Origin of the sequence: Microbacterium sp. TWP3-1-2b2 (genome assembly GCF_049896145.1) — a bacterium.
GTDB lineage: Bacteria > Actinomycetota > Actinomycetes > Actinomycetales > Microbacteriaceae > Microbacterium.
Genome location: NZ_JAFCTS010000001.1, coordinates 26,519 through 49,860, shown reverse-complemented (window position 1 = coordinate 49,860; position 23,342 = coordinate 26,519). Strand labels below are relative to the sequence as shown.

At 67.1% G+C, this 23,342-nt stretch carries 20 protein-coding genes, 1 tRNA gene and 1 other RNA gene; 4 read left to right on the top strand and 18 right to left on the bottom strand.

Annotation, left to right across the window (positions count from 1 at the left end; translation table 11 throughout):
- Window positions 1-27 precede the first annotated feature (27 nt).
- The 3 genes from ACP7AR_RS00225 (at window position 28) to ACP7AR_RS00215 (ending at window position 1,827) form a co-directional block, all read left to right on the top strand.
- Window positions 28-104: transfer RNA gene (locus tag ACP7AR_RS00225), tRNA-Pro, on the top strand.
- A gap of 90 nt (window positions 105-194) precedes the next feature.
- Complete coding sequence (locus tag ACP7AR_RS00220) at window positions 195-950, top strand: HAD-IIB family hydrolase (protein WP_426181221.1); 756 nt, start codon at window positions 195-197, stop codon at window positions 948-950.
- A 34-nt stretch (window positions 951-984) separates the two neighbouring features.
- Window positions 985-1,827, top strand: a complete 843-nt coding sequence (locus ACP7AR_RS00215; protein WP_426181218.1) for a DUF1295 domain-containing protein — start codon at window positions 985-987, stop codon at window positions 1,825-1,827.
- Here the strand turns inward: ACP7AR_RS00215 and ACP7AR_RS00210 are convergent.
- The 8 genes from ACP7AR_RS00210 to ACP7AR_RS00175 form a co-directional block, all read right to left on the bottom strand.
- On the bottom strand, window positions 1,816-3,081 hold the full coding sequence (locus ACP7AR_RS00210; protein ID WP_426181215.1) for an alpha-hydroxy acid oxidase: 1,266 nt from the start codon (window positions 3,079-3,081) through the stop codon (window positions 1,816-1,818). The two genes, ACP7AR_RS00215 and ACP7AR_RS00210, sit on opposite strands and share 12 nt — an antisense overlap.
- Before the next feature lie 10 nt (window positions 3,082-3,091).
- Window positions 3,092-3,814, bottom strand: coding sequence for a FadR/GntR family transcriptional regulator (locus ACP7AR_RS00205; RefSeq protein WP_426181212.1), 723 nt, complete (start codon window positions 3,812-3,814; stop codon window positions 3,092-3,094).
- Between the two features lie 210 nt (window positions 3,815-4,024).
- Window positions 4,025-4,678, bottom strand: coding sequence for a thymidine kinase (locus ACP7AR_RS00200; RefSeq protein ID WP_426181209.1), 654 nt, complete (start codon window positions 4,676-4,678; stop codon window positions 4,025-4,027).
- Window positions 4,679-4,687: 9 nt separating this feature from the next.
- The gene (locus tag ACP7AR_RS00195) at window positions 4,688-6,160 is read right to left on the bottom strand and encodes a malate:quinone oxidoreductase (protein ID WP_426181207.1); all 1,473 of its coding nucleotides are present in this window, start codon (window positions 6,158-6,160) and stop codon (window positions 4,688-4,690) included.
- 58 nt (window positions 6,161-6,218) lie between these two features.
- Window positions 6,219-7,289, bottom strand: a complete 1,071-nt coding sequence (locus tag ACP7AR_RS00190; RefSeq protein ID WP_426181204.1) for an aspartate-semialdehyde dehydrogenase — start codon at window positions 7,287-7,289, stop codon at window positions 6,219-6,221.
- 107 nt (window positions 7,290-7,396) lie between these two features.
- Window positions 7,397-8,683 (bottom strand): aspartate kinase, encoded by a 1,287-nt coding sequence (locus tag ACP7AR_RS00185; RefSeq protein WP_426181201.1) that lies wholly within the window; start codon window positions 8,681-8,683, stop codon window positions 7,397-7,399.
- 93 nt (window positions 8,684-8,776) lie between these two features.
- Window positions 8,777-9,394, bottom strand: coding sequence for a response regulator (locus tag ACP7AR_RS00180; protein WP_426181199.1), 618 nt, complete (start codon window positions 9,392-9,394; stop codon window positions 8,777-8,779).
- Window positions 9,391-10,620, bottom strand: a complete 1,230-nt coding sequence (locus ACP7AR_RS00175) for a sensor histidine kinase (RefSeq protein ID WP_426181196.1) — start codon at window positions 10,618-10,620, stop codon at window positions 9,391-9,393. The genes ACP7AR_RS00180 and ACP7AR_RS00175 overlap by 4 nt, the downstream gene beginning before the upstream one ends.
- Before the next feature lie 95 nt (window positions 10,621-10,715).
- Between ACP7AR_RS00175 and ACP7AR_RS00170 the strand changes: the two genes are divergently transcribed.
- Window positions 10,716-11,210 (top strand): DUF2871 family protein, encoded by a 495-nt coding sequence (locus tag ACP7AR_RS00170; protein ID WP_426181194.1) that lies wholly within the window; start codon window positions 10,716-10,718, stop codon window positions 11,208-11,210.
- Here the strand turns inward: ACP7AR_RS00170 and ACP7AR_RS00165 are convergent.
- The 10 genes from ACP7AR_RS00165 to ffs all read right to left on the bottom strand — a co-directional run bounded on the left by ACP7AR_RS00165 (window position 11,146) and on the right by ffs (window position 23,324).
- Window positions 11,146-12,231, bottom strand: coding sequence for a DMT family transporter (locus ACP7AR_RS00165; protein ID WP_426181191.1), 1,086 nt, complete (start codon window positions 12,229-12,231; stop codon window positions 11,146-11,148). The two genes, ACP7AR_RS00170 and ACP7AR_RS00165, sit on opposite strands and share 65 nt — an antisense overlap.
- Before the next feature lie 40 nt (window positions 12,232-12,271).
- Window positions 12,272-12,865 (bottom strand): recombination mediator RecR, encoded by a 594-nt coding sequence (gene recR / locus ACP7AR_RS00160; RefSeq protein WP_426181188.1) that lies wholly within the window; start codon window positions 12,863-12,865, stop codon window positions 12,272-12,274.
- Entirely contained in the window at window positions 12,865-15,093 is a 2,229-nt protein-coding gene (locus ACP7AR_RS00155) for a DNA polymerase III subunit gamma and tau (protein ID WP_426181185.1), read from the bottom strand. The genes recR and ACP7AR_RS00155 overlap by 1 nt, the downstream gene beginning before the upstream one ends.
- Before the next feature lie 41 nt (window positions 15,094-15,134).
- On the bottom strand, window positions 15,135-17,618 hold the full coding sequence (locus tag ACP7AR_RS00150) for a glycoside hydrolase family 65 protein (protein ID WP_426181182.1): 2,484 nt from the start codon (window positions 17,616-17,618) through the stop codon (window positions 15,135-15,137).
- Window positions 17,615-18,376 (bottom strand): HAD family hydrolase, encoded by a 762-nt coding sequence (locus tag ACP7AR_RS00145; protein WP_426181179.1) that lies wholly within the window; start codon window positions 18,374-18,376, stop codon window positions 17,615-17,617. The genes ACP7AR_RS00150 and ACP7AR_RS00145 overlap by 4 nt, the downstream gene beginning before the upstream one ends.
- 132 nt (window positions 18,377-18,508) lie before the next feature.
- Complete coding sequence (locus ACP7AR_RS00140) at window positions 18,509-19,729, bottom strand: acetate/propionate family kinase (RefSeq protein WP_426181176.1); 1,221 nt, start codon at window positions 19,727-19,729, stop codon at window positions 18,509-18,511.
- The gene (pta, locus tag ACP7AR_RS00135; RefSeq protein WP_426181173.1) at window positions 19,726-21,846 is read right to left on the bottom strand and encodes a phosphate acetyltransferase; all 2,121 of its coding nucleotides are present in this window, start codon (window positions 21,844-21,846) and stop codon (window positions 19,726-19,728) included. The genes ACP7AR_RS00140 and pta overlap by 4 nt, the downstream gene beginning before the upstream one ends.
- Before the next feature lie 9 nt (window positions 21,847-21,855).
- The gene (locus ACP7AR_RS00130; RefSeq protein WP_426181170.1) at window positions 21,856-22,557 is read right to left on the bottom strand and encodes a hypothetical protein; all 702 of its coding nucleotides are present in this window, start codon (window positions 22,555-22,557) and stop codon (window positions 21,856-21,858) included.
- On the bottom strand, window positions 22,554-23,165 hold the full coding sequence (locus tag ACP7AR_RS00125) for a rhomboid family intramembrane serine protease (RefSeq protein WP_426181167.1): 612 nt from the start codon (window positions 23,163-23,165) through the stop codon (window positions 22,554-22,556). Before ACP7AR_RS00125 ends, ACP7AR_RS00130 begins: the two co-directional genes overlap by 4 nt.
- A gap of 62 nt (window positions 23,166-23,227) precedes the next feature.
- Window positions 23,228-23,324: signal recognition particle sRNA small type (ffs, locus tag ACP7AR_RS00120), an RNA gene on the bottom strand.
- Between the last annotated feature and the right edge of the window lie 18 nt (window positions 23,325-23,342).

The following is a 23,342-nucleotide window of genomic DNA, read 5'->3' as shown; positions in this document are numbered from 1 at the left end:
TTTCCCTGTAGACTCAAACGGTTGCAACGGGGTGTGGCGCAGCTTGGTAGCGCGCTTCGTTCGGGACGAAGAGGCCGCAGGTTCAAATCCTGTCACCCCGACCACTGTTGCAAGAAGGCCGCCCTCCGGGGCGGCCTTCTTCACTTCCGGAGCAGGCGGGCCGCCCCGCATCGCTCGAATAGGCTGGAGACACCATGACCACGCCCCGCCTCGTCGCCTTCGACCTCGACGACACCCTCGCGCCGTCCAAGAGCGCGATCGACCCGAAGATCGCCGCACAACTGCTCGAGCTGCTGCGCCTTGTCGACGTCGCGATCATCTCCGGCGGCAATGAACAGCAGTTCCGCGTCCAGGTGATCGCTCAGCTCGGCGATGCCGACCCCGCCGATCTCGCCCGCCTTCACCTGCTGCCGACGTGCGGTACGCGCTATCTGCGTCATGATGGCGAAGGATTCGACACCGTCTATGCGCACGACCTGTCCGAGGACGAGAAATCCGCCGCTCTGCTGGCGCTCCGAGAGGAAGCGGACAGACTCGGCCTGTGGGAGCAGGACCCCTGGGGCGAGATCCTTGAAGATCGCGGTTCGCAGATCACATTCTCGGCCCTCGGTCAGCAGGCGCCGCACGACGCGAAGCGGGCCTGGGATCCTTCCGGCGCCAAGCGGGCGCGGCTGCGCGACGCGGTCGCCGCACGCCTTCCCGCACTCGAGGTCCGATCCGGCGGGTCGACCTCGATCGACATCACCCTCGCCGGCATCGACAAAGCCCATGGCATGAAGGCTCTCGCCGAGCACACCGGCATCCCCCTCAGCGACATGCTCTTCTACGGCGACAGGCTCGACGAGGGTGGCAACGACTACCCCGTCAAGGCCCTCGGCGTTCGTTCGATCGCGGTGTCGGGATGGGAAGACACCGCAGCCGAGTTGGACGAACTCATCCCGACGCTGTGACCGGGCTTCCGCACGAGGGCCGTAGCATTGCGGCATGGATCCGCTGACGCTCACCGTCCTCGTCGCGACAGCTGCCAGCGCGGTGTGCTGGCTGCTGTCGCTGTTCACCCGTGACACCTCCTGGGTGGACCGCGCCTGGTCGATCGTGCCGGTCGTCTACGTGTGGATCTTCGCGGTGGCCGCACTCACCTCCGACGTGGACGCGACACGTCTCGTCGTGATGGCGCTTCTCGGCACGGCCTGGGGCGCCAGGCTCACCTTCAACTTCGCTCGCAAGGGCGGATACACCGGCACCGAAGACTACCGGTGGGCGATCCTGCGCGGTCGGATGCGACCATGGCAGTTCCAGGCGTTCAATCTGCTGTTCATCATCGGATTCCAGATGACGCTGCTGGTTCTCATCACGCTCCCGGCGTATGTCGCGCTGCAGCATCCGGCCCCGTTCACTGCCTGGGATGCCGCCTTCACCGCGCTCTTCCTCGGGCTGCTGGTCGGCGAGACGATCGCCGACCAGCAGCAGTGGAACTTCCACCGTCGCAAGGCTGCAGGCCAGGCATCCGGATTCCTCACCGACGGGCTGTTCCGCTACAGCCGGCATCCGAACTTCTTCTTCGAGCAGGCCCAGTGGTGGGTGTTCTATGCGATCGGCGCGGCAGCGGCGGTGGCATCCGGTGCGGACTTCCTCGGAGGAGCGCTGAACTGGACGATCATCGGGCCGTTGCTTCTGACCGCGCTCTTCATCGGCTCGACGATCTTCACCGAATCGATCTCGGCGTCCCGATACCCCGAGTACGCCGAGTACCGGCGCACGACCTCGATGCTCGTGCCCCTTCCTCCCCGTGCCGCACGGCAACGGGAACGGCGCTCAGCGGGCTGAGACCGCCGCCTGCGTCGCAGCTCCTCCCACAGGCACGAGACGGGTGAGCTGCGTGACATGCGCGGGCTCGAGCTCGGCGAGTGATGCGACGCCGAGCAGTCTCATGGTGCGCTCGATCTCGGTGCGCAGGATCGCGATCGTGCGGTCGACGCCCTGCCGCCCGCCGGCCATCAGTCCGTACAGATAGGCGCGCCCGATGAGTGTGAGGTCCGCGCCGAGGGCGACAGCCGCGACGATGTCGGCACCGTTCATGATGCCGGTGTCGACCATGACGGTGAAATCGTCGCCGACCTCCTTGCGCACCTTCGGCAGCAGATGGAACGGGATGGGCGCCCTGTCGAGCTGACGGCCGCCGTGGTTCGACAGCACGATGCCGTCGACGCCGGCATCGCGCAGTCTCACCGAGTCCTCGACGTTCTGCACGCCCTTGATGACGAGCTTGCCCGGCCAGATGTCGCGGATCACCGCGAGGTCGTCGTAGCTGATCGTCGGGTCCATCGCGGCATCCAGCAGCTCGCCGACTGTGCCGCCGGTCGTGCTGAGCGAAGCGAACTCGAGCTTCGGGGTGGTGAGGAAGTCCCACCACCACCAGGGGCGGGGAATCGCGTTGACGATGGTGCCGAGGGTGAGCTGCGGCGGGATCGAGAACCCGTTGCGCTTGTCCCGGAGACGGGCGCCGGCGACAGGGGTGTCGACAGTGAAGTGCAGAGTGTCGAAACCTGCGGCGGCGGCACGACGCGTGAGCTCGTAGGAGATCTCCCTATCCCGCATGACGTACAGCTGGAACCAGTTCCGACCGTTCGGGTTCGCGGCCTTCACGCCCTCGATCGAGGTCGTGCCGAGCGTCGAGAGCGTGAACGGGATGCCGGCGGCCGCTGCCGCACCCGCACCCGCTTCTTCGCCCTCGGTCTGCATGAGACGCGTGAAGCCGGTCGGGGCGATACCGAACGGCAGGGCACTGGGGCCGCCGAGGATGTCGACGGAGGTGTCCACGTCGGGCGCCGGTCTGAGGATTCCGGGGTGGAACTCGACGTCCTGGAAGGCCTGACGTGCGCGCGTGAGCGACAACTCACCCTCTGCCGCTCCGTCGGTGTAGTCGAATGCCGCCTTCGGCGTCCGGCGCTTCGCGATCGTGCGCAGATCGTCGATCGTGAGGGCGGCGTCGAGGCGACGCTTGCGTCCGTCGAGCTCTGGCTTCTTGAACTTCATGAGCTCAAGGAGCTCTGAGGGCTTGGGAACCTGGCGGGTGACCATGGTCTTCCTTTCAATGAGGGCGATGCGCGAAGGTCAGACCGGCTGCGGTGTAGTAGCCGGTGATGTGATCGTGAACGAGGTCTCGTGCGGCATCCGCGGCGCCCTCGTCGATCGCGGCGATCAGGGCACGGTGCTCGCTCCGCAAGCGGGTCGCCATGGCATCCCAGTCGTCGATCGCCGCCGACCCGGCGAGCACGTAGGACTCGATGGAAGTGCGCAGGCCGGCCATCATCGCGGCGATCACGGTGTTGCCGCCGGCTTCGGCCAAAGCGAGGTGCAGCTGCGCGTCGAGGGCGAGGAATTCGGCGGTGGTGAGGCCGTCCGCGTCCATCGCGTCGAGCAGCCGGTGCGCGGCGCTCGTGTCGCGCGTGCCGGAGGCGAGATCGGTCACGACGGAGTCTTCGAGCACGAGACGGGTGCGCACGACATCACCCAGCGCGAAGCCCTGTGCGGCCACCTGCAACCGCAGCAGGGCAGCCAGGCCACCGGAGGGCGTGGCGATGACGATCGCGCCCGACTGCGGCCCTGAGCCGGTCGCCGTACGGATCAGCCCCATGACCTCGAGCACGCGCAGCGCCTCGCGGACGCTCGAGCGGCCGACGCCGAGGTCGGCGGCCAGATCGCGTTCCGACGGCAGCCGGTCGCCTGGACCCAGACGTCCGTCGAGCAGATCACGCTCGATGTGCTCGAGCACGACGCGCCAGGCGCGTGTGGTCTGCGCAGCATCCGCCATCATGCATCCTTCGTCACGAACTGTGGTCAGACCACAATGTACTCCGTGTGGTCAGACCACGCAAACGGGTGCTGATGGACGTCCGCGTGACGGCCCGTTCACCGCATGACTCCGGAGAATCGAGCGTTCTGATGCAACAGAGGCACGGCTCGACGCCGCACACGCAGAAATCTCCGGAGTTATGCGGGAGAAGTCGTGGAGTCGGGCGGCTCAGCCCAGGCGTCCGCCGGACTCCTGCAGGTAGCAGTCGCCGCACAGCGACTCGTAGGTGACGACATCGGCCGGCGCTCCGCTCGCCGCTCCCTCGTCGATCGCGACCTGGTCGCCGTCGAACACGAAACGGCCGTGTATCACGCGACCGTTGAAGACGGCCTTGCGTCCGCAGCGGCAGATCGTCTTGAGCTCCTCCAACGAATGCGCGATCGCGAGAAGGCGCGCAGAACCCGGAAAGGCATGGGTCAGGAAGTCGTTGCGGATCCCGTACGCCATCACGGGGATGCCGTCGACCACCGCGATCCGGAACAGGTCGTCGATCTGCTCCGCCGTGAGGAACTGCGCCTCGTCGATGAGCAGGCACGCGACTTCAACGGGTTCGCCTGGAATCAGGCTCTCGTCGTTGTGCTGCTGCATCCGTTCACGCTCGCGTTGGAACAGCGCGCGTGCATCACCGTCCGGCGGGATCAGGAAGTCGACCTCGCGGGTCATGCCGAGACGGCTCTCCACCTGGCTGGCGCCCTTGGTGTCGATGGTCGGCTTCGCGAGCAGCACGTGCTGCCCACGCTCCTCGTAGTTGTACGCGGCCTGAAGCAGAGCCGTCGACTTGCCGGAGTTCATCGCGCCGTAGCGGAAGTACAGCTTCGACACGGTGCGCTGCTACCTCGAGATGCCGAGTGCGGCTGCCGTCGCCGTCATGGACTCGTCTGCTGCGGCCTCGTTCTCGTTGAGCTTCTGACCGTACGTCGGGATGAGTTCGCGCAGCGCGGGCTCCCATCCGGTGTACTGCTCCGGGAAGCACTTCTTCAGCAGGTTGAGCATGATCGGCACGGCGGTCGATGCCCCAGGCGATGCGCCGAGCAGACCGGCGATCGATCCGTCGGCGGCCGAGACGACCTCGGTGCCGAACTGCAGCACGCCACCCTTCTCGGCATCCTTCTTCATCACCTGCGCGCGCTGGCCGGCATCGATGAGGGACCAGTCCTCGTCCTTCGCTGTCGGCATGAACACACGCAGCCCATCGACCTTCTTGCGATGGTTCTTCAGCAGCTCGCCGACCAGGTACGTGATCAGATCGGGGTTCGCGAACGCCACGCGCAGCATCGGCCACAGGTTGTGCGTGCGCACCTGGCTGACGATGTCGAACATCGAGCCGTTCTTGAGGAACTTCGGGCTGAACGTGGCGAACGGGCCGAAGAGCAGCGAGGCCTCTCCGTCGACGACACGGGTGTCCAGGTGCGGCACGGACATCGGCGGTGCGCCGACGGATGCCTGGGAGTAGACCTTCGCCTTGTGCTGCGAGACGACGGCGGGGTTCGTGGTCTTGAGGAACTGCCCGCCGATCGGGAAGACGCCGTAGCCCTTGATCTCGGGAATGCCGGAGCGCTGAAGCATCTTCAACGCCCATCCGCCTGCGCCGACGAAGACGAACTTCGCGTTGAGCTCGCCCGGCGTGTGTCCCAGAGCGTGGCGGTACGAGACCTGCCAGCTGCCGTCCTTCTGCTTCTTGAGATTTCGCACCTCGTGGTTCGTGCGCAGCTCGACGCCATTGCCTGAGAGGTGGTCGAAGAGCTGATGCGTCAGGGCACCGAAGTCGACGTCGGTGCCGGCCGGCACCCTGGTCGCCGCGAACGGCTCGCCCTTGCGGCGCTTCTGCATGAGCAGCGGCGCCCACTGGTTGATGACCCGGGAGTCCTCGCTGTACTCGATGCCCTCGAACAGCGGCTGCTCCTTGAGCACCTCGTAGCGCGCCTTGAGATACGCGACATCCTTCTCGCCGCGCACGAATGTCATGTGCGGGGTCGCATTGATGAAGGTCGAGGGCTCGTCGAGCACGCCCTTGGACACCAGTGATGACCAGAACTGACGGCTCTGCTGGAACTGCTCGTTGATCGAGACGGCCTTGGCGGGATCCAGTGGACCGCCGTTGTTCTGCGGCATGTAGTTCAACTCGCAGAGCGCCGCATGGCCGGTGCCGGCGTTGTTCCACGGGTTGGAGCTCTCCTGGGCCACATCAGACAGTCGCTCGAAGGCGACGATCTTCCAGTCTGGCTGCAGCTCGTGCAGAAGGGTGCCCAGTGTGGCGCTCATGATGCCACCACCGATGAGGACGACGTCGACGGATTCAGTCACCGAACCAGTCTAGTTCGCGCGCCGGAAGACGCGAACCACGGCAGCGGTTCTGCGCAGACTAAGCGGCGACGGCCAGACGCGCGGCGACGAGCTCGGCGATCTGCACGGCGTTGAGTGCCGCACCCTTGCGGAGATTGTCGTTGCTGACGAAGAGCACGAGGCCCTTGTTCTCCGGGGCGGACTGATCGGCACGGATGCGGCCGACGTAGCTCGGGTCGTTGCCCGCGGCCTTCAACGGCGTCGGGACCTCTTCGAGCACGACGCCCGGCGCTGCGGCGAGCACCTCGGCTGCACGCTGCGGGGTGATGTCGCGCGTGAACTCCGCGTGGATCGAGAGCGAGTGGCCGGTGAACACCGGAACGCGTACGCAGGTCCCAGCGACGCGAAGATCGGGCAGCTCGAGGATCTTGCGGCTCTCGTTGCGGAGCTTCTTCTCCTCGTCGGTCTCGTTGAAGCCGTCGTCGACGACGGACCCGGCCAGTGGGATGACATCGAACGCGATGGGCGCGACGTACTTCTCCGGCTCAGGGAAATCGATGGCCGAGCCGTCGTGCACGAGACGCAGCACGTCACCCTGGCCGACTGCAGCCTCGACCTGGTCGAGCAGCTCCTGCGCACCTGCGAGACCGGAGCCCGAAACCGCCTGGTAGGTGCTGACGATGAGTCGTTCCAGGCCGGCATCCTCCGCCAGCGGCTTGAGCACGGGCATGATCGCCATCGTCGTGCAGTTCGGGTTCGCGATGATGCCTCTCGGACGCTCGTCGATGGCGTGCGGATTGACCTCGCTCACCACGAGAGGCACCTCTGGGTCGTTCCGCCAGGCGCTGGAATTGTCGATCACGACAGCACCCGCGGCGGCGAACCGCTCGGCGTACGCACGGCTGGCCGTCGCACCGGCGGAGAACAGTGCGATCTCGACGCCAGCGGGGTCGGCGGTCTCGACATCCTCGACGACGACGTCCACGCCGGCGAACTCGATCGTCTTACCGGCAGAGCGCGCGGACGAGAACAGACGCAGCTCACGGATCGGGAACGCGCGTTCGGCGAGAATCTCGCGCATCACGGTGCCCACCTGGCCGGTGGCGCCGACGATGGCGACGGAGTGTCCTGAGTCGGAGATGTGAGTCATGAGGTTCCTTGGCGTCGTGCAGTACTGCGAACGAGGCACGAGGCACGGCGTCTGGATGCGGATGCCGCGCCTGGCGCCGATGTCAGGGTTCTCGCGAGTCTACCCGCTCAGCGTCCGGTACCGGCGTGCACGACGGCGTCGTCCTCACCGTCGAGGCCGTAGGCGGTGTGCACGATGCGGGCGGCATCCGCGAGATCGGAGCCGCGCAGCACCACCGAGATGCGGATCTCGGAGGTCGAGATCATCTCGATGTTGATGCCGGCGGTGGAGAGCGCTTCGAACAGCGTCGCCGAGACACCGGAGTGCACCCGCATGCCCGCGCCGACGACCGAGAGCTTGCCGATCTGGTCGTCGTGGATCAGGCTGTCGAAGCCGACGTCGGACTGCTCGGCCGCGAGCGCCTTCAGCGCCGGGGAGGCGTCGCCCTTCGGCAGGGTGAATGAGATGTCGGCGCGACCGGTGGCGGCCGCCGACACGTTCTGCACGATCATGTCGACGTTGGCGCCGGACTTCGCGACGATCTTGAAGATCTCGGCCGCCTTGCCCGGGACGTCGGGCACGCCGACGACCGTGACCTTGGCCTGCCCCAACTCGGTGGCGACACCTGCGACGATCGGCTCTTCCATTGCTGCTCCCTCGGCTTCGCGAGGGTTCTTCATGCCCTCGACCAGAACGTACGTGCCTTCGCTCGACGAGAACGTCGAACGAGCGTGGATGAGCACGCCATGTCGGCGCGCGAACTCGACAGCTCGGATGTACAGCACCTTCGCGCCGTTCGCTGCCAACTCGAGCATCTCTTCGCTGGAGACGTGATCGAGCTTCTGCGCACGCGGAATGACGCGTGGGTCTGCCGTGTAGATGCCGTCGACGTCGCTGTAGATCTCGCAGACATCGGCGTCGAGCGCCGCGGCGAGCGCGACCGCCGTGGTGTCCGAACCTCCGCGACCGAGCGTGGTGATGTCACGTGTGTCGCGGTTGAACCCCTGGAAGCCGGCGACGATCACGATCGCGCCCTCGTCCAGCGCTTCGCGCAGCCGCACCGGCGTCACATCGACGATCCGCGCCGAACCGTGGTGGTCGTCCGTGATCATGCCCGCCTGGCTGCCGGTGAACGAACGGGCATCGAACCCCATCGAATGGATCGCCATCGCCAGCAGGGCCATCGAGATGCGTTCCCCGCTGCTCAACAGCATGTCCATCTCACGCGGCGCAGGAATGGGTGCGACCTCGTTCGCCAGCTCGAGCAGCTCGTCCGTCGTGTCGCCCATGGCACTCACCGCGACGACGACATCATGGCCCGCACGTCGCGCGTCGACGATGCGCTTGGCGACGCGTTTGATGCTCTCGGCGTCGGCGACGGATGAGCCGCCGTACTTCTGCACAATGAGGGCCAACGTACACTCCCAGGGATCTCGGGCAGATCCGCCCACGGGCCATTGTACTTTCGTCGCGTATTCCGATCCGCGTATGTGACGGATCCTTGACGCTCAGAGCAGTCCGAGTCGGCGAGCCTCGCTGGCCGCAGCTGTGCGGCTGGCGACGCCGAGCTTCTCCAGCAGGTGCACGATGTGGGTCTTGACCGTGGATTCGGAGATGAACAGTCGAGCGGCGATCTCCTTGTTCGCCGCTCCTTCGTCCACCAGCATCAGCACGTCGCGCTCTCGTTCGGTGAGCGTCACGCGCGGAGCGCGCAGCGCGGCGATCAGCCGTTCATCTCCACCGGGAGTGAGCACCATCGCTCCCGATGCCGCGTCGATGATCGCACGCGCGATGGTGTCGTTGTCGACGTCCTTGAGGAGGTATCCGGCGGCCCCGGCCTCGAGCGCGCGGATGATCTGCGCGTCATGATCGAAGGTGGTGAGGATCAGTACCGCAGGGGCATCCGGCATCCGTCTGAGTGCCGCGGTGGTCTCGACACCGTCGATGCCGTCTCCCAGACGCAGGTCGCACAGCACGACGTCCGGCCGCAGCACGGGTGTCATGGCGAGCGCCTCCTCACCCGTCGATGCCTCCCCGACCACGGCGAACCCACGTGCGTCGACGATCGAGCGGAGCCCCGCGCGGACGACGGGATGATCATCGATCAGCAGCACCCGGATGCTCATTCCGGCTCCTCCCCCGACGCCGAGACCGGCGCCGGCGAGACCGGCACCGAAGAGGCCGGCACCGAAGAGACCGGTACCGAGGCGACCAGCACCACGCCGTCTCCTGGCGTGGAACGCACTTCGAGTTCGCCGGCGAACTCTCGCAGTCGGGAGCGCATCGCCGCAAGGCCGTACGACGAACCGCCCGCTGCGGCCGCCGGTTCTGAGAAGCCGATGCCGTCATCCGAGACGGTCAGCCTTGCAATGCCTCCTGCCATGGTGAGCCGCACATCGACCCTGCCGGCCTCGGAATGCTGGCGCACGTTCGCGAGCGCGGATTGCGCGACGCGCAGGAACACCACCTCGACGGGTGTGGGCAGTGCGGGCAGCGCGGGGTCCACCTCGAGTTCGACCTCGATGCCGGTGTCGACGTGAAGAGCGTCCAGCATCCGTTCGATCGCCGCCGCGAGCGCCGAACCTTCGAGCTCGGCCGGCGCGAGCGCTGCGACGATGCGGCGCAGGTCGGTGAGCGAGTGCTGCGCGAGGGATTCGATCTGCGGCATCCGCTCGGCGTTCCCGCTGCGGGCGAGCAGCACCATCGAGCTCAGCTCCTGAGCGATCGTGTCGTGCAGGTCGCGTGCGAGCCGAGTGCGCTCCTGAGCTGCGCCGGCCTCGCGCTGAGTGCGTGCGAGTTCCTCCTGCAGCGCAGCCATCTCGTCGCGGGCGCGCACGAGTGATGCGATGAGTCGGTCCCGTTCGACGGCGTCGCGCAGCAGGGCGTCGTATCCGAGCGAGATCGCCAGCGCGAAACCGCCGCCCAGCAGCGGGCCGGCGATGTGCGCGAACGAGATGGGCGACTGATGCAGGATCGGCGCGAGGATCGCGGCGGCGAGCACCGGCACCGCGAAGACCACCGACACCCATGCGCGCAGCAGGTGCCCGGCGAGCAGAAGCAGAGGGAAGGACAGCCACACGAACTCGGCGGACACCGCGAGCATGGCGATCCAGATGAGACCGAGACCGAACAGCCACCATCGCGCGAAGCGTCCGCGGGCGAACGCGGCACCGGCTCCGTACCAGGCCAGGAACAGTCCTGGGAGCAGCACCGCGAGCAGCAGCGGCGCATCGACTGCGGCTGCACGCAATGCGGTCACGACAGCCAGCAGTACCGTGATCAGGTGCAGCGCGAAGCGCGCTGAGCGCAGCATCCGCCCCCGAACGGGGTCTGCGACTGCTGATGCGGACATGATCTGATTCTCTCTCTTTCGTACGCGGGATGCCGGGCGGCAAGATCGATCATTCGATGGATCCCGTTCGCGGGCGCGACGATCAGGCTGAAGACATGACTGTTGACACTGAGTCCCGCATCACATCACGCGCGCAGCGCGCCGCCCAGCTTCTGCTCCTGCGAGCCGTCGCCGTCTACACGTTCGTCGGTCTCGCCGCCGGTCTCTTCTACCGCGAGTTCACCAAGGCCAACGGCTACCCGGAGGGCCTGATGGGCCAATTGGGCCTCGCACACACGCACATCCTCACGCTCGGCCTCATCGTCCTGCTGATCGTGCTCGCCCTGGAGAAGGTGTTCTCGCTGTCGGCGAGCCGATTGTTCCGCTGGTTCTTCTGGACCTACAACGCCGGGGTCGCGCTGACCGCCGCGATGCTGGTCTGGCACGGGATGCTGCAGGTGCAGGACCTGGAATCCTCCAAGATGATCGCAGGGATCGCGGGCCTCGGCCACATGCTCGTCGGCGCGGGTCTCGTGTTGTTGCTGCTCAGCCTGCGGACGGCGATCCGTCTGGGGCCGATCGCCGCGGAACCGGCCCGTCAGGGTTCGTGACGGCCTCCTCCGTGACAGACGGATCCGTGACAGACGGATCCGTCACGGACGGGTCCGTGATGGCGGTGACGTCCGCGACGGCCGATGCGGGTGGCACCGCGGACACGATTGCGGGGTCGGCATCGGTGGGGCGCGCACGAAGACATCCACCGGTCGCGGCGAACCAGCAACCAGCCAGGATCACAGGGAACCCGATCAGCAGCCCCGGTGTGATCGGCTCGGCGAGCACGATCGCTCCGAGCACGATCGCGACGACGGGGTTGATGTAGGTGAACAGGGGCGCGCGCACCGGTCCGACTTCACGGATGAGCGCGAAGAACGCGACGAACGCGAGCGCGGTGCAGATGACACCGAGCAGAACCAGCGAGACGGTCGAGCGGATCGTCGGCACCTCATGCTGCGTGAGCAGCGCAGCCGGCAGGTAGCCGAGGCCGATCGCGAACAGAGCGAGCGTGATGGTGCCGATCGAGGGTACGTCTGAGAGCTTGTGGGCGATGATGAACGGCGCGATGGCGTACAACAGCGCCGTGAGCAGGATCTCGCCGATCGCGAAGACGCTCGCCTGACCCTGAGGGAACAGTCCGGGACCGGCGACGACGATCCCGACGCCGACGAAGCCGAGGAGAAGCCCGCCGAGGCGCATCGGAGCGAGGACGGTGCGGTCGCCCCGCAGCAAGGCGATGATGACTGCGAACAGTGGCACGGTCGCGACGAGCAGCCCGGTGAGTCCCGATGGCAGTTGCGTCTCGGCGTGGCTGAGCAGCAGGAATGGTCCTGCCATCTCGACCAGGCCGAATGCGAGGACCCACGGCCAGTGCTTCCACGCCGCCTTCAGCGCGCCGCTGCGGATGGCGAAGGGCAGCAGGATCAGCCCGCCGAGCAGCGTGCGCCCTGCGACGACGGCGGGCGGGGTGAACGAGTGAACCGCCTCTTTGATGAAGAGGTACGTGATGCCCCAGACGAAGGCCATGATCGCGAACAGGACCCAGCCTCTTCGCGTGAAGCGCCCGTGGGCGTTCATCCGCCCACTGCCGCGGTGCTTCCGGGCGCCGAGAGGAGGATCACAACGTCCGTCGACCTTCGAAGGCGCGACCGAGGGTGACCTCGTCCGCGTACTCGAGGTCGCCGCCCACCGGGAGACCCGACGCGAGACGCGACACCGTGATCTGCATCGTGGTCAGCAGTCTGCTGAGGTAGCTGGCCGTCGCCTCACCCTCGAGGTTCGGGTTCGTCGCGAGGATGACCTCCTGCACGGTGCCGTCGGCGAGACGCGACATCAACTGGGTGATGCGCAGGTCATCGGGTCCGACGCCGGCGATGGGGCTGATCGCTCCGCCGAGCACGTGATACAGGCCGCGGAACTCGCGAGTCCGCTCGATGGCGGAGACGTCCTTGGCATCTTCCACGACACAGATCAGCGCCGCATTGCGACGCGGATCGCGGCAGATCGCGCAGCGATCCTGCTCCGAGACGTTTCCGCAGATCTCGCAGAATCGCACCCGCTCGCGGACGTCGGTGAGCAGTTCCGCGAGACGGGCGACGTCGAACGTGGGCGTCTGAAGGATGTGGAACGTGATGCGCTGCGCCGACTTCGGGCCGATGCCCGGCAGCCGACCGAACTCGTCGATGAGCTCTTGAACGATGCCGTCGTACATCAGGCGAACCTCGTCGGTGCTTCATAGGGCTCTTCACGCACGAACGTCGCGCCGAGCACCTGGCGGATGACCGCTTCGCCATAGCGCTGCACGCCGCCACCTGGGGCGCGTTCGGTGGTGACGGGCGCGGAACGTTGCGGCGCAGCAGGAGGTGCCTGCTGCGGTGGCATCGGCGGCTCGTACGGCGGCTCGATGTCCGGAGCATCCGCGTCGTCCGGAGCATCCGCGTCGTCCGGCAGAGGCGGTAGATCATGATCGACCGCGCCGTCCTGCGGCGGCTCGGGCGCCGATGCTGCGGCCTCGACTTCGGCCGGCTCATCATCGACCGGGAACTGCGGCTGCAGAGCGACAGGTTGCTGCTCGGAGCTGGGGATCGATGCGACCGCCCATTCCGTCACCGAAGCGGGCGCGGCGGACTCCTGCGGAGAACTCTGGCTAGATGATGGCCCTCGACCAGCCGACGGCGGCGCCGTGCGTGTCTGTGCGGGTGCGGCCGACTCGGAGAGCGCCGTCGGAGGCAGCGGCTTCGGGAGATACTTCACGCGCACACCGAGCTCCTGCTCGATCGCGGTGCGCAGATGGTCGGAGGGGCCGGGGCCGGGCGTGGAGCCCTTGAACGACTTGACATCCTGCGGACTCGCGAAACCGAGCGTCAGCACCTCGGATTCGGTGACGTAGTCGAGCGGCTGCACGGTCGTGACCGTGAGCCATGCCGCGCGGCTGACGCCTTCGAGGCGCTTGAGGATGGCCGGCCATGACGAGCGGACACGGTCGAAGTCCACCGGCCCGGATCGTGCGGGTTCTGAGGCCTCCACAGGCTCGTCGACCGGCCGCGCGGATGCCACCGGCTCGACGGGCACGGACGCGTCGACGGGCTCAACCACCGGCGGAACCGACGCGACCGGCGGTACCGAGTCGGCCGGGGAAACCGGCGGAACCGAGTCGACCGGGGAAACCGATGCCACTGTCTGGGCGGGTGCGGGCGCGGGCGCGGGCGCGTCGACGGGCTCAGCGACCGGTCGGGGTGACACGACCGGCTGAGCGGGTGCGGGCGCGGCAGCGGCCGCACCCGGTGATGCGGCCGGGGCGACTGCGGCAGGCGCCGCAGCGGGCGCAGAAGCGCCTTCACCTGCTGCGCTCAGCACTCGCGCGATCATGAGCTCGAGGTGCAGTCGGGGCGATGTGGCCCCTGTCATGTCGTCCAGAGCGGCGCTCACGACGTCGGCGGTGCGCGAGAGGCGCGCGGCGCCGAAGGCAGTGGCCTGCGTGCGCATGCGCGCGAGCTCGTCTTCGGCCAGACCTCGCAGCACAGCGCCTGCACCTGCACCCACTGCGGCGATCACGATGAGATCGCGCAGGCGCTCGAGCAGATCGTCGACGAAGCGTCGCGGATCCTGCCCCGTCTGGACGACCCGATCGATCGCCGGGAATGCGGCTGCGGCGTCTCCCGCGGCGAGCGCGTCGACGATCTCATCCAGCAGCGCACCGTGGGTGTAGCCGAGCAGCGACACCGCCCGTTCATAGGCGACCGAGTCGCCGTCGGAGCCGGCGATGAGCTGGTCGAGCAGCGACAACGTGTCTCGAGGCGAACCGCCGCCGGCGCGAACCACCAGCGGCAGCACGCCCTGAGCGACCTGCACGCCCTCTTCAGCGCACAGCTTCTCGACGTACTCGAGCATCGCCGCCGGCGGCACGAGCCGGAACGGGTAATGATGCGTGCGGGATCGGATCGTGCCGAGCACCTTGTCGGGCTCGGTCGTCGCGAAGATGAATTTCACATGCGCCGGAGGCTCTTCCACGAGCTTCAGCAGCGCGTTGAAGCCCTGGGGCGTGACCATGTGCGCCTCGTCGAGGATGAAGATCTTGAACCGATCACGGCTCGGGGCGAACGTCGCCCTCTCACGCAGATCACGCGCATCGTCGACGCCGTTGTGGCTGGCCGCGTCGATCTCGACGACATCGAGGGACCCACCACCGGCGCGCGACAGCTCCACACAGCTGGGACAGGTGCCGCACGGGGTGTCTGTCGGGCCCTCTGCGCAGTTCAGACAGCGCGCCAGGATGCGTGCCGAGGTGGTCTTGCCGCAGCCACGCGGCCCTGAGAACAGATACGCGTGGCCGACCCGATCGCTGCGCAATGCCGTCATCAGCGGTTCGGTCACCTGGGACTGCCCGATCATCTCGCCGAAGTTCTCGGGCCGGTAACGGCGGTACAGGGCTGTGGTCACCCGTCCAGCCTACGGCGTGCCGCCGACACTGCGGTCGCTGTTCAATCCTCGAACACGCTGATCACCGGGATCGCGCTGGTCACCACCGGCACGGATGCCGAGATGCGGGTCCCGTCATCCCTTCGTGCGTCCTCGAACTGACCGAGCGTCGGGCGCCCCTCCAGCACCGGCCCCTGGTCCGCCAGCGCGACGAGGACGTCGTCAGACTCCGACACCGTGTACTCGACGCCGCGCACGGTGAACGTCACCGGTTCACCGCTCTGCACGGTGACCCGAAGCTGGTCACGGGTGACCTTCACCTTCAGCGCCGTGCCCTGCCACTGCAACGAGTAGGACAAGGAAGGCCAGTCGACGGGCAGCCGTGGGTCGAAGCTGAGCTCGCCGGCGTGATCGCGCATGCCGCCGAAACCGCACACCAGCGCGGTCCAGACACCGCCGGCCGACGCCACGTGCACGCCGTCCGAGGCATTCTGGTGCAGATCGCCCAGATCGACGAACAAAGAATGCTCGAAGTACTCCCTGGCGAGATCCTGATATCCGACTTCCGCGGCGAGGATCGACTGGACGACCGCCGACAGGGTCGAATCGCCCGTCGTGAGCGGGTCGTAGTACTGGAAGTCCGCGAGCTTCTCCTCCGGCGTGAAGTGGTTGCCCTGCAGGAAGAGCGCCAGCACGACATCGGCCTGCTTCAGCACCTGGAACCGGTAGATCACGAGCGGATGGAAGTGCAGCAGCAACGGGCGCTGGTCGTCCGGTGTGTGATCGAGATCCCACACCTCGCGTTCGAGGAACATCGCATCCTGCGGGTGGATGCCGAGGCTCTCACTGAACGGGATGAACATCGCCTCAGCGGCGCGATCCCATGCGTCCGGCTCGCCGGCGTCCAACCCCGTGCGCTCGACGAGCGCGTCGTACGCACGCGGAGCATTGGCTGCGATCTCCCGCACCACGCGTGCGGCGTAGCGCAGGTTGTAGCGCGCCATGACGTTGGTGAAGAGGTTGTCGTTCACGACCGTCGTGTACTCGTCCGGTCCGGTGACGCCGTGGATGTGGAAGGTCGCGTCGCCGTTCATGCCACGCCAGAACCCGAGGGTCGCCCACAGCCGTGCGGTGTCCACCGCGATGTCCACGCCCTCGCGGCACAGGAAGTCCACGTCGCCGGTGGCTCGCACGTACTTGCCCAGCGCGAAGCTGACGTCGGCGTTGATGTGGTACTGGGCTGTGCCGGCGGCGTAGTACGCGGACGCCTCTTCACCGTTGATCGTGCGCCAGGGGAACAGAGCTCCCGCCTCGTTCAGCTGGGCGGCTCTGCGGCGTGCGGCCGGCAGCATGAGCACACGCGCGCGCAGGGCGTTGCGCGCCCACTGCGGAGTCGTGTACGTGAGGAAAGGGAGCACGTAGATCTCGGTGTCCCAGAAGTAGTGGCCGCTGTACCCCGATCCGGTGAGCCCTTTCGCCGGCACACCGGATCCGTCGGCGCGCGCCGACGCCTGGGCGAGCTGGAACAGGCACCATCTGCTGGCCTGCTGCAGATCATCGTGTCCCTCGATCACGACATCGGACCGCTCCCAGAACGCGTCGAGCCACTCCTTCTGGCGATGGAACTGCTCGTCGACGCCCTCGATGCGCGCCCTGTCGAGCGAACGTCGGCAGCGATCGACGAGTTCGCGCGCCGGCACGCCGCGCGACGTGTGGTAGCTGACCAGCTTCGTGATGCGGATCGGGACACCGCCCTTGGCCTGCACGCGGAAGACGTTCTTGGCGACGTCCTGCTCCACGAGCATGCGTGCACTGTAGTCGTTGTCCGTCTCGATGACATGGTCCGCGACGACGGCGACGGTCATTCCGGATTCCGTGGTCTGATACGACAGCGCGGAACGAAGTCCGTCCTGCCAGTACTCCACGGGCTGCAGCACCCGCTCGGTGATCTTCTCCGTCTTGCGCGGGTCGAACCCCGCCTTCTTGGCGCCAGGCGGCGTCCCGCCGTAGACGCTGCCACCGTCCTGACGATTCAGCAGCTGGCAGCTGATCGTCACGGGCGCATCCGAGTTCTCGACCGTGATCTCCAGGCGAAGGATCGCGAGGTGGCGTTCCTCGAAGCTGACCAGGCGCTCGTCGCGCATGCGGATGCGCTTTCCCGACGGCGTCTCCCAGATGAAGCTGCGCTCCACGATGCCGGTGCGCATGTCGAGCGAGCGCGAGTAGTCCCTGACCTCCGACTCCTCGAAGGAGATCGGCTCATCGTCGACGTACACGCGCATGATCTTGGCGTCCGGAGCGTTGACGATCGTCTGACCGACCTCGGCGAAGCCGTATGCCTGCTCGGCGTGACGGATGCGCCAGGTCTCGTGCAGACCGTTCAGGAATGTGCCGTGCTCATGTGCGCCACGACCTTCGATGTGGTTGCCGCGCAGACCGAGGTAGCCGTTGCCGACGGCGAACAGCGTCTCGGAGACGCCGTCCTCGGCATAGCGCGTCTCGGTCAGACGCCACGGGTCGACGGGAAAACGGTCGCGATCGATCATTCGGTCTCCGGGTTGTGGGTGCCAGATGCACCGGGAAGCAGAAGGGCGAGGTCATCGACGATACATGTCGCACCGGCCGCGCGCAGAGCGTCTGCGCCCGCCCCGCGATCGACGCCGACGACCGCGGCGAAGCCCGATGCGACGGCCGATGCGACGCCGGACACGGCATCCTCGACAGCCACACTCGATGCGGGCGCGACGCCGAGTCGCTCGGCACCGGCACGGAACATGTCTGCCGCGGGCTTGGAGGTGAGCCCCTCACGCGCAGCGACGTTGCCGTCGACGACGACGGTGAAGAACTCTCGGATGCCGGCGGTCGACAGCACCTCTTCGGCGTTGGAGGAACTCGATACGACTCCCATCGGCGAACCCGCTGCTCTGAGCGCCTCGAGCAGGGCGAGCGAACCGGGGAAAGGCTCGACTCCGCCACTGCGGAGAGCAGCGGCGAAAGCGTCGTTCTTGCGATTGCCGATGCCGCAGACCGTCTGCGCGTCCGCAGCGTCGCCGGGGTCGCCCCATGGGACCTCGACGTTGCGGCTGTGCAGCAGGCTCGCGACGCCGTCATAGCGTCGCTTGCCGTCGACGTACGCGTAATAGTCGGCGTCGCTGTAGGCGGGGGTGATGCCCCACTGGGCGAACACCTCGTCGAACACCGCCTGCCAGGCGCGCATGTGCACCTCGGCGGTCGGTGTCAGCACCCCGTCCAGATCGAACAGGATGCCTTCGGCGAGGCTGAGGTCTGGCAGAGATTCGGGCATGCGGGCCTCCAGAGTTTCGCGCGAAGGGACCGGCACCTCACTGTGCCACCATGCCAGCGTAATGGCGCAGCCTTCGCGGGCATAACCCCTCTTCGGTCGCGTCCCGACTCAGATCCCCGGGCACGTCCCGGCTCAGATCACGCTGAGCGTCTGCCGTGCGATCTCGAGTTCTTCGTCAGTGGGCACGACCAGCACTGAGACCGACGATGCGTCGGTGGAGATGCGGCGGATGCCGTGGCTGCGCGTCTCGTTGCGAGCCTGGTCGATCTCGATTCCGAGGAACCCGAGGCCGTCGAGCGCCTGGGCGCGCACACGGGCGGCGTTCTCACCGACGCCGGCGGTGAACGAGATGACATCGACACCGCCGAGCTGCGCGATATAGGCGCCGGCGTAGGCACGAAGGCGATGGACGTAGACGTCGAAGGCCAGCGTTGCCGACGCCTCCCCTGCATCGAGGCCGGCGAGGATGTCGCGCATGTCGCTGTGCCCGGCAAGGCCCTTCAGCCCGCTCCTGGTGTTCAGCAGCGTGTCGATCTCGTCGGTCGAATAACCGGCCACGCGGGCGATGTGCACCAGCACCGCAGGGTCGAGGTCACCCGAGCGCGTCCCCATCACGAGCCCTTCGAGCGGCGTGAACCCCATCGACGTCTCCACTGAGCGCCCGCCATCGATCGCCGTGACCGAGGCGCCGTTGCCCAGGTGGAAGACGAGCTGGCGCAGTGAGGTGAGATCACGGCCGAGGAACGCCGCAGCCTCCTCGCTGACATACTTGTGACTGGTGCCGTGGAATCCATAGCGGCGGATGCGGTGTTTCTCGGCGAAGGCCGCATCGATCGCGTACGTGTACGCCGCGGGCTTCAGCGTCTGGTGGAACGCTGTGTCGAAGACCGCAACGTGCGGCACGTCCTCGAACACGGCGCGCGCGGCGCGGATGCCGGCGAGATTCGCCGGGTTGTGCAGCGGTGCCAGCACCTCCAGCTCACCGATCGACTGCTCCACGGCATCCGTCACGAGCGTGGGCGCGAAGAATCGCGCGCCGCCGTGCACGACGCGGTGTCCCACGGCCAGCGGCGGATGCTCGGCGAGAGCGGGGCCGTACGTCTCGAACTGCTCGAGCATGACGGCGAACGCCTCATCATGGTCGGCGATCGTCCGCTCGCTCTTCTTCGTGACGTCGAGCACGGTGGGCGCCGCATCACCGTCGCTCAGTCGCCGGATGGTGTGCGAGATCGCGCCGGCGTCCTGGTCGATGCGCTCGATGAGGCCCTCACCGAGCGGCGCTTCGCGGTCCATGTCGATCAGGCTGTACTTCAGCGACGAGGAGCCGCTGTTGACGACGAGTACGACGCTCATCGCGCCGCCTCCGCGCCTTGTGCCTGGATCGCGGTGATGGCGACCGTGTTGACGATGTCGTCGACCAGCGCGCCGCGCGAAAGGTCGTTGATCGGCTTGTTCAGTCCCTGCAGCACGGGACCGATCGCGACGGCGCCGGCGGAGCGCTGCACCGCCTTGTACGTGTTGTTGCCGGTGTTCAGGTCGGGGAAGACGAACACCGTCGCGCGCCCCGCGACAGCAGAATCCGGCATCTTGGCCTTGGCGACGGCGGCGTCCGCCGCCGCGTCGTACTGGATCGGCCCGTCGACCGGCAGTTCAGGCGCGCGCTCGCGCACGAGCGCGGTGGCTTCGCGCACCTTCTCCACATCGGCGCCGGATCCCGACTCCCCCGTCGAATACGACAGCATGGCCACGCGCGGCTCTATACCGAACTGCTGTGCGGTCGCCGCCGATGAGATCGCGATGTCGGCGAGCTGGACGCTGGTCGGATCCGGGATCACTGCGCAGTCGCCGTAGACCAGGACACGGTCGGCGAGCGCCATCAGAAACACGCTGGAGACCACCTCGACACCAGGACGGGTCTTGATGATCTCGAACGACGGGCGGATCGTGTGCGCTGTGGTGTGCGTCGCGCCGGAGACCATGCCGTCGGCGAGACCGAGGTGCACCATGAGCGTGCCGAAGTACGACACGTCGGTGACGGTGTCCGCAGCCTGCGACAGCGTGACTCCCTTGTGCGCGCGCAGACGGGCGTACTCCTGTGCGAACCGCTCGACGTACGAGGGATCAGTGGGACTGATGACCTGCGCCGCGCCGATGTCGATACCGAGTTCGGTCGCGCGGGCGCGGATGTCGTCCTCATCACCCAGGATCGTCAGGTCTGCGACGTCACGCGCGATCAGGCTGGATGCCGCACGCAGGATGCGATCGTCCTCACCTTCGGGAAGCACGATGCGCTTGCGGTCGGCGCTGGCCCGCTCGATGAGCCCGTACTCGAACATCAGGGGCGTCACCACGTGGGCCTCTGCGAGTCCGAGCTGCGTCGCGAGCTCGGTGATGTCGACGTGGGTCTGGAACAGTCCGAGCGCGCGGTCGTAACGGTGACGGGAGTCGGCTGCCAGTCGGCCGCGGGCGCCCATCACACGTACGGCGGTGTCGTAGGTGCCGTGGTCTGTCGCGATGATCGGAACAGTGGATGCCAGCCCGTCGAGCAGTCGCTCGATCGACTCGGGCAACGCGAAAGGTCCGTTCAGGATGATGCCGGCGATCGACGGGAACGTTCCTGCCGCGTCGGCCATCAGCGTCGCCAGCAGAACCTCGGTGCGATCCGCGGGGATGACCACGACGGCATCCTGGGTGAGACGCGGCAGCACGTTGACCATCGACATGCCGGCGACCACGACGCTCAGCGCTTCGCGGGTGAGCAGGTCGGGGTCGCCCTTGATGAGCGTCCCGTCGACGGCGGCGAGGATGCCGCGGATCGACGGCGCGACGAGTGTGCGATCCTCAGGGATCGCCCACACCGGAGTGTGATCGGTCTGCGTGGAACGAATCGCATCGATGCTCTGCTGGAGGGCGTCGGGGTCGGCGCGGTTCACGATGACGGCGAAGAGCTCTGCACGCTCATCATTGAGCTCCGCGAGCGCGAGTGCGGCGATCTGGCCGACCGCGTCGGCGGTGCGCGGGGTCGAGGTGCCGAGCTGTTCCGCGTTGGATTGCTGGTCGCGGCCGCTGAGCACGAGCAGCACCGGGGCACCGAGATTCGCGGCGATACGGGCGTTGTAGCCGAGTTCGGCCGGGCTCGCGACGTCGGTGTAGTCGCTGCCGATGATCACGACAGCGTCGCATTGCGCCTCGACGGCCTTGAACTTCGAGACGATGGTCGCCAGCGCTCTGTCCGGATCCTCACGCACGTCGTCGTACGTGACGCCGATGCTCTCGTCGTAGTCGAGATGAACGCCATCGTGTGCGAGCAGTAGTTCGAGCACGTAGTCGGGTTCGGCGGAAGAACGCGCGATCGGGCGGAATACTCCGACCCTCGGCGTCACGCGCATGAGCGCGTCGAGCACGCCCAGTGCGATGGTGGACTTGCCAGTGTGCCCCTCAGCCGAGGTGATGTAGATGCTCCGCGCCACGCTGCCACCCTACGCCGGGCACGGTCCGGAAAGCGCCTCGACGACGGCTGTGGCGTCATCCTCGAATCGGGCGTAGTGATTCGGGTCGGAGTTGATCTGCACACGATGGATCGCGTAGGACGGATCCATGTCCTGCCATTCGGCGAGTCCGGCGAGTCGTCCGTAGAAGAGAGCAGCAGACGCCGCCGGATCCATCCTGGTCTCGACGCTCCCCCACCATTCCTGCTGTTGGAACAGTCCGATGCTGGTGGTGCGGGTCCCGTCCGGATTGGTGAATCCGGACGTCTCCCAGTCGCCGTAGTCGATGTTGTGCAGTGTGCTCTCGCCCATGGCCGCCATCACACCGAGGATCTGGCCGTCTCTGCTGAAGCCGTTCTCCGAAGCCGTGCGGACGATGACCGCGGCGTTGTGGAGCTGCTCCCCCTGCCATCCGGCCACGCCTTCGGCCGGCAGTGCTTCGGGAGTGTCCATGCACACCGCCACGGGATCCTGTGAGGTCGCCATCGGCACGAGCACGATGAGGAGCGCCGCAAGGGTGAGCGCACCGAGCGTGAGGATGACGGGTCGCACATTGCGCCGACGCCGTTGCCGCGCTCGAGTGGTCCCGGTTCTGCCGACGGTGCGGCGCCTCGTCGCGCGCTGCTTCGCCTTCTTCCTCACGGCCGTACGACGCCTCTTGGCTACGGCGGCGCCCTGCGAACGGGCGTTCACGCGCCGCGCGCTTCCTGACCGCGTGGGCGACGCGCTCCGGCGACCGCGGCCATGCCACCGCCGATCGCCCCGAACAGGTGCGCCTGCCATGACACGCCGGGGCCGACACCCACGATGCCGGCGAGCATCGATCCGCCGTAGAGCACGAGCACGATCAGAGCGATGAGGGCGTACGCGATGCGGTGTGCGATCGGTCGTGGCGAGAAGACCCGCACGATGACGTACGCGAAGTAGCCGAACACGAGCACTGACGCACCGACCGTGAGAGTGCCCGGCGCGTTGAACAGCCAGGTGCCGATACCGCCGACGACGGCGGAGACTGCGGTGACCATCCAGAATCGGCCGGCGCCTTCGATGGCGATGAGGCAGCCGAGTACGAGCAACGGCAACGTGTTGCCGATCAGGTGCGCCCACCCGGAGTGCAGGAGCGGCCCGAGCACGATTCCCTGCAGGCTGCCGAGATCCCAGGACCTCAGTCCGAATCCGGTGAATGAACCGGGGAGTACGGCGTCGAGGATCTGAATCGCCCATATCAGCGCCACGAGTGCGAGCGGCGAGGCGAAGCGCGCGAGGGCGGCGGAACGCGCTGGTCTGGCGGAGGTGCTCACACCACGATCCTCGCAGGCGAAGCTGAACAGAAGGCCGCGATGCGAGAATTTGCTCAGGCAAAAGAAGTGACCCTCCGCGCACCCAGCAGAGCCCGGTTACCCTTGCTACGTTTCCGTCCTGGGGGAATTGGCCTGGATGCTGCCACGCGGAGAGCCTCGAACAGTCTACCCGGCGTT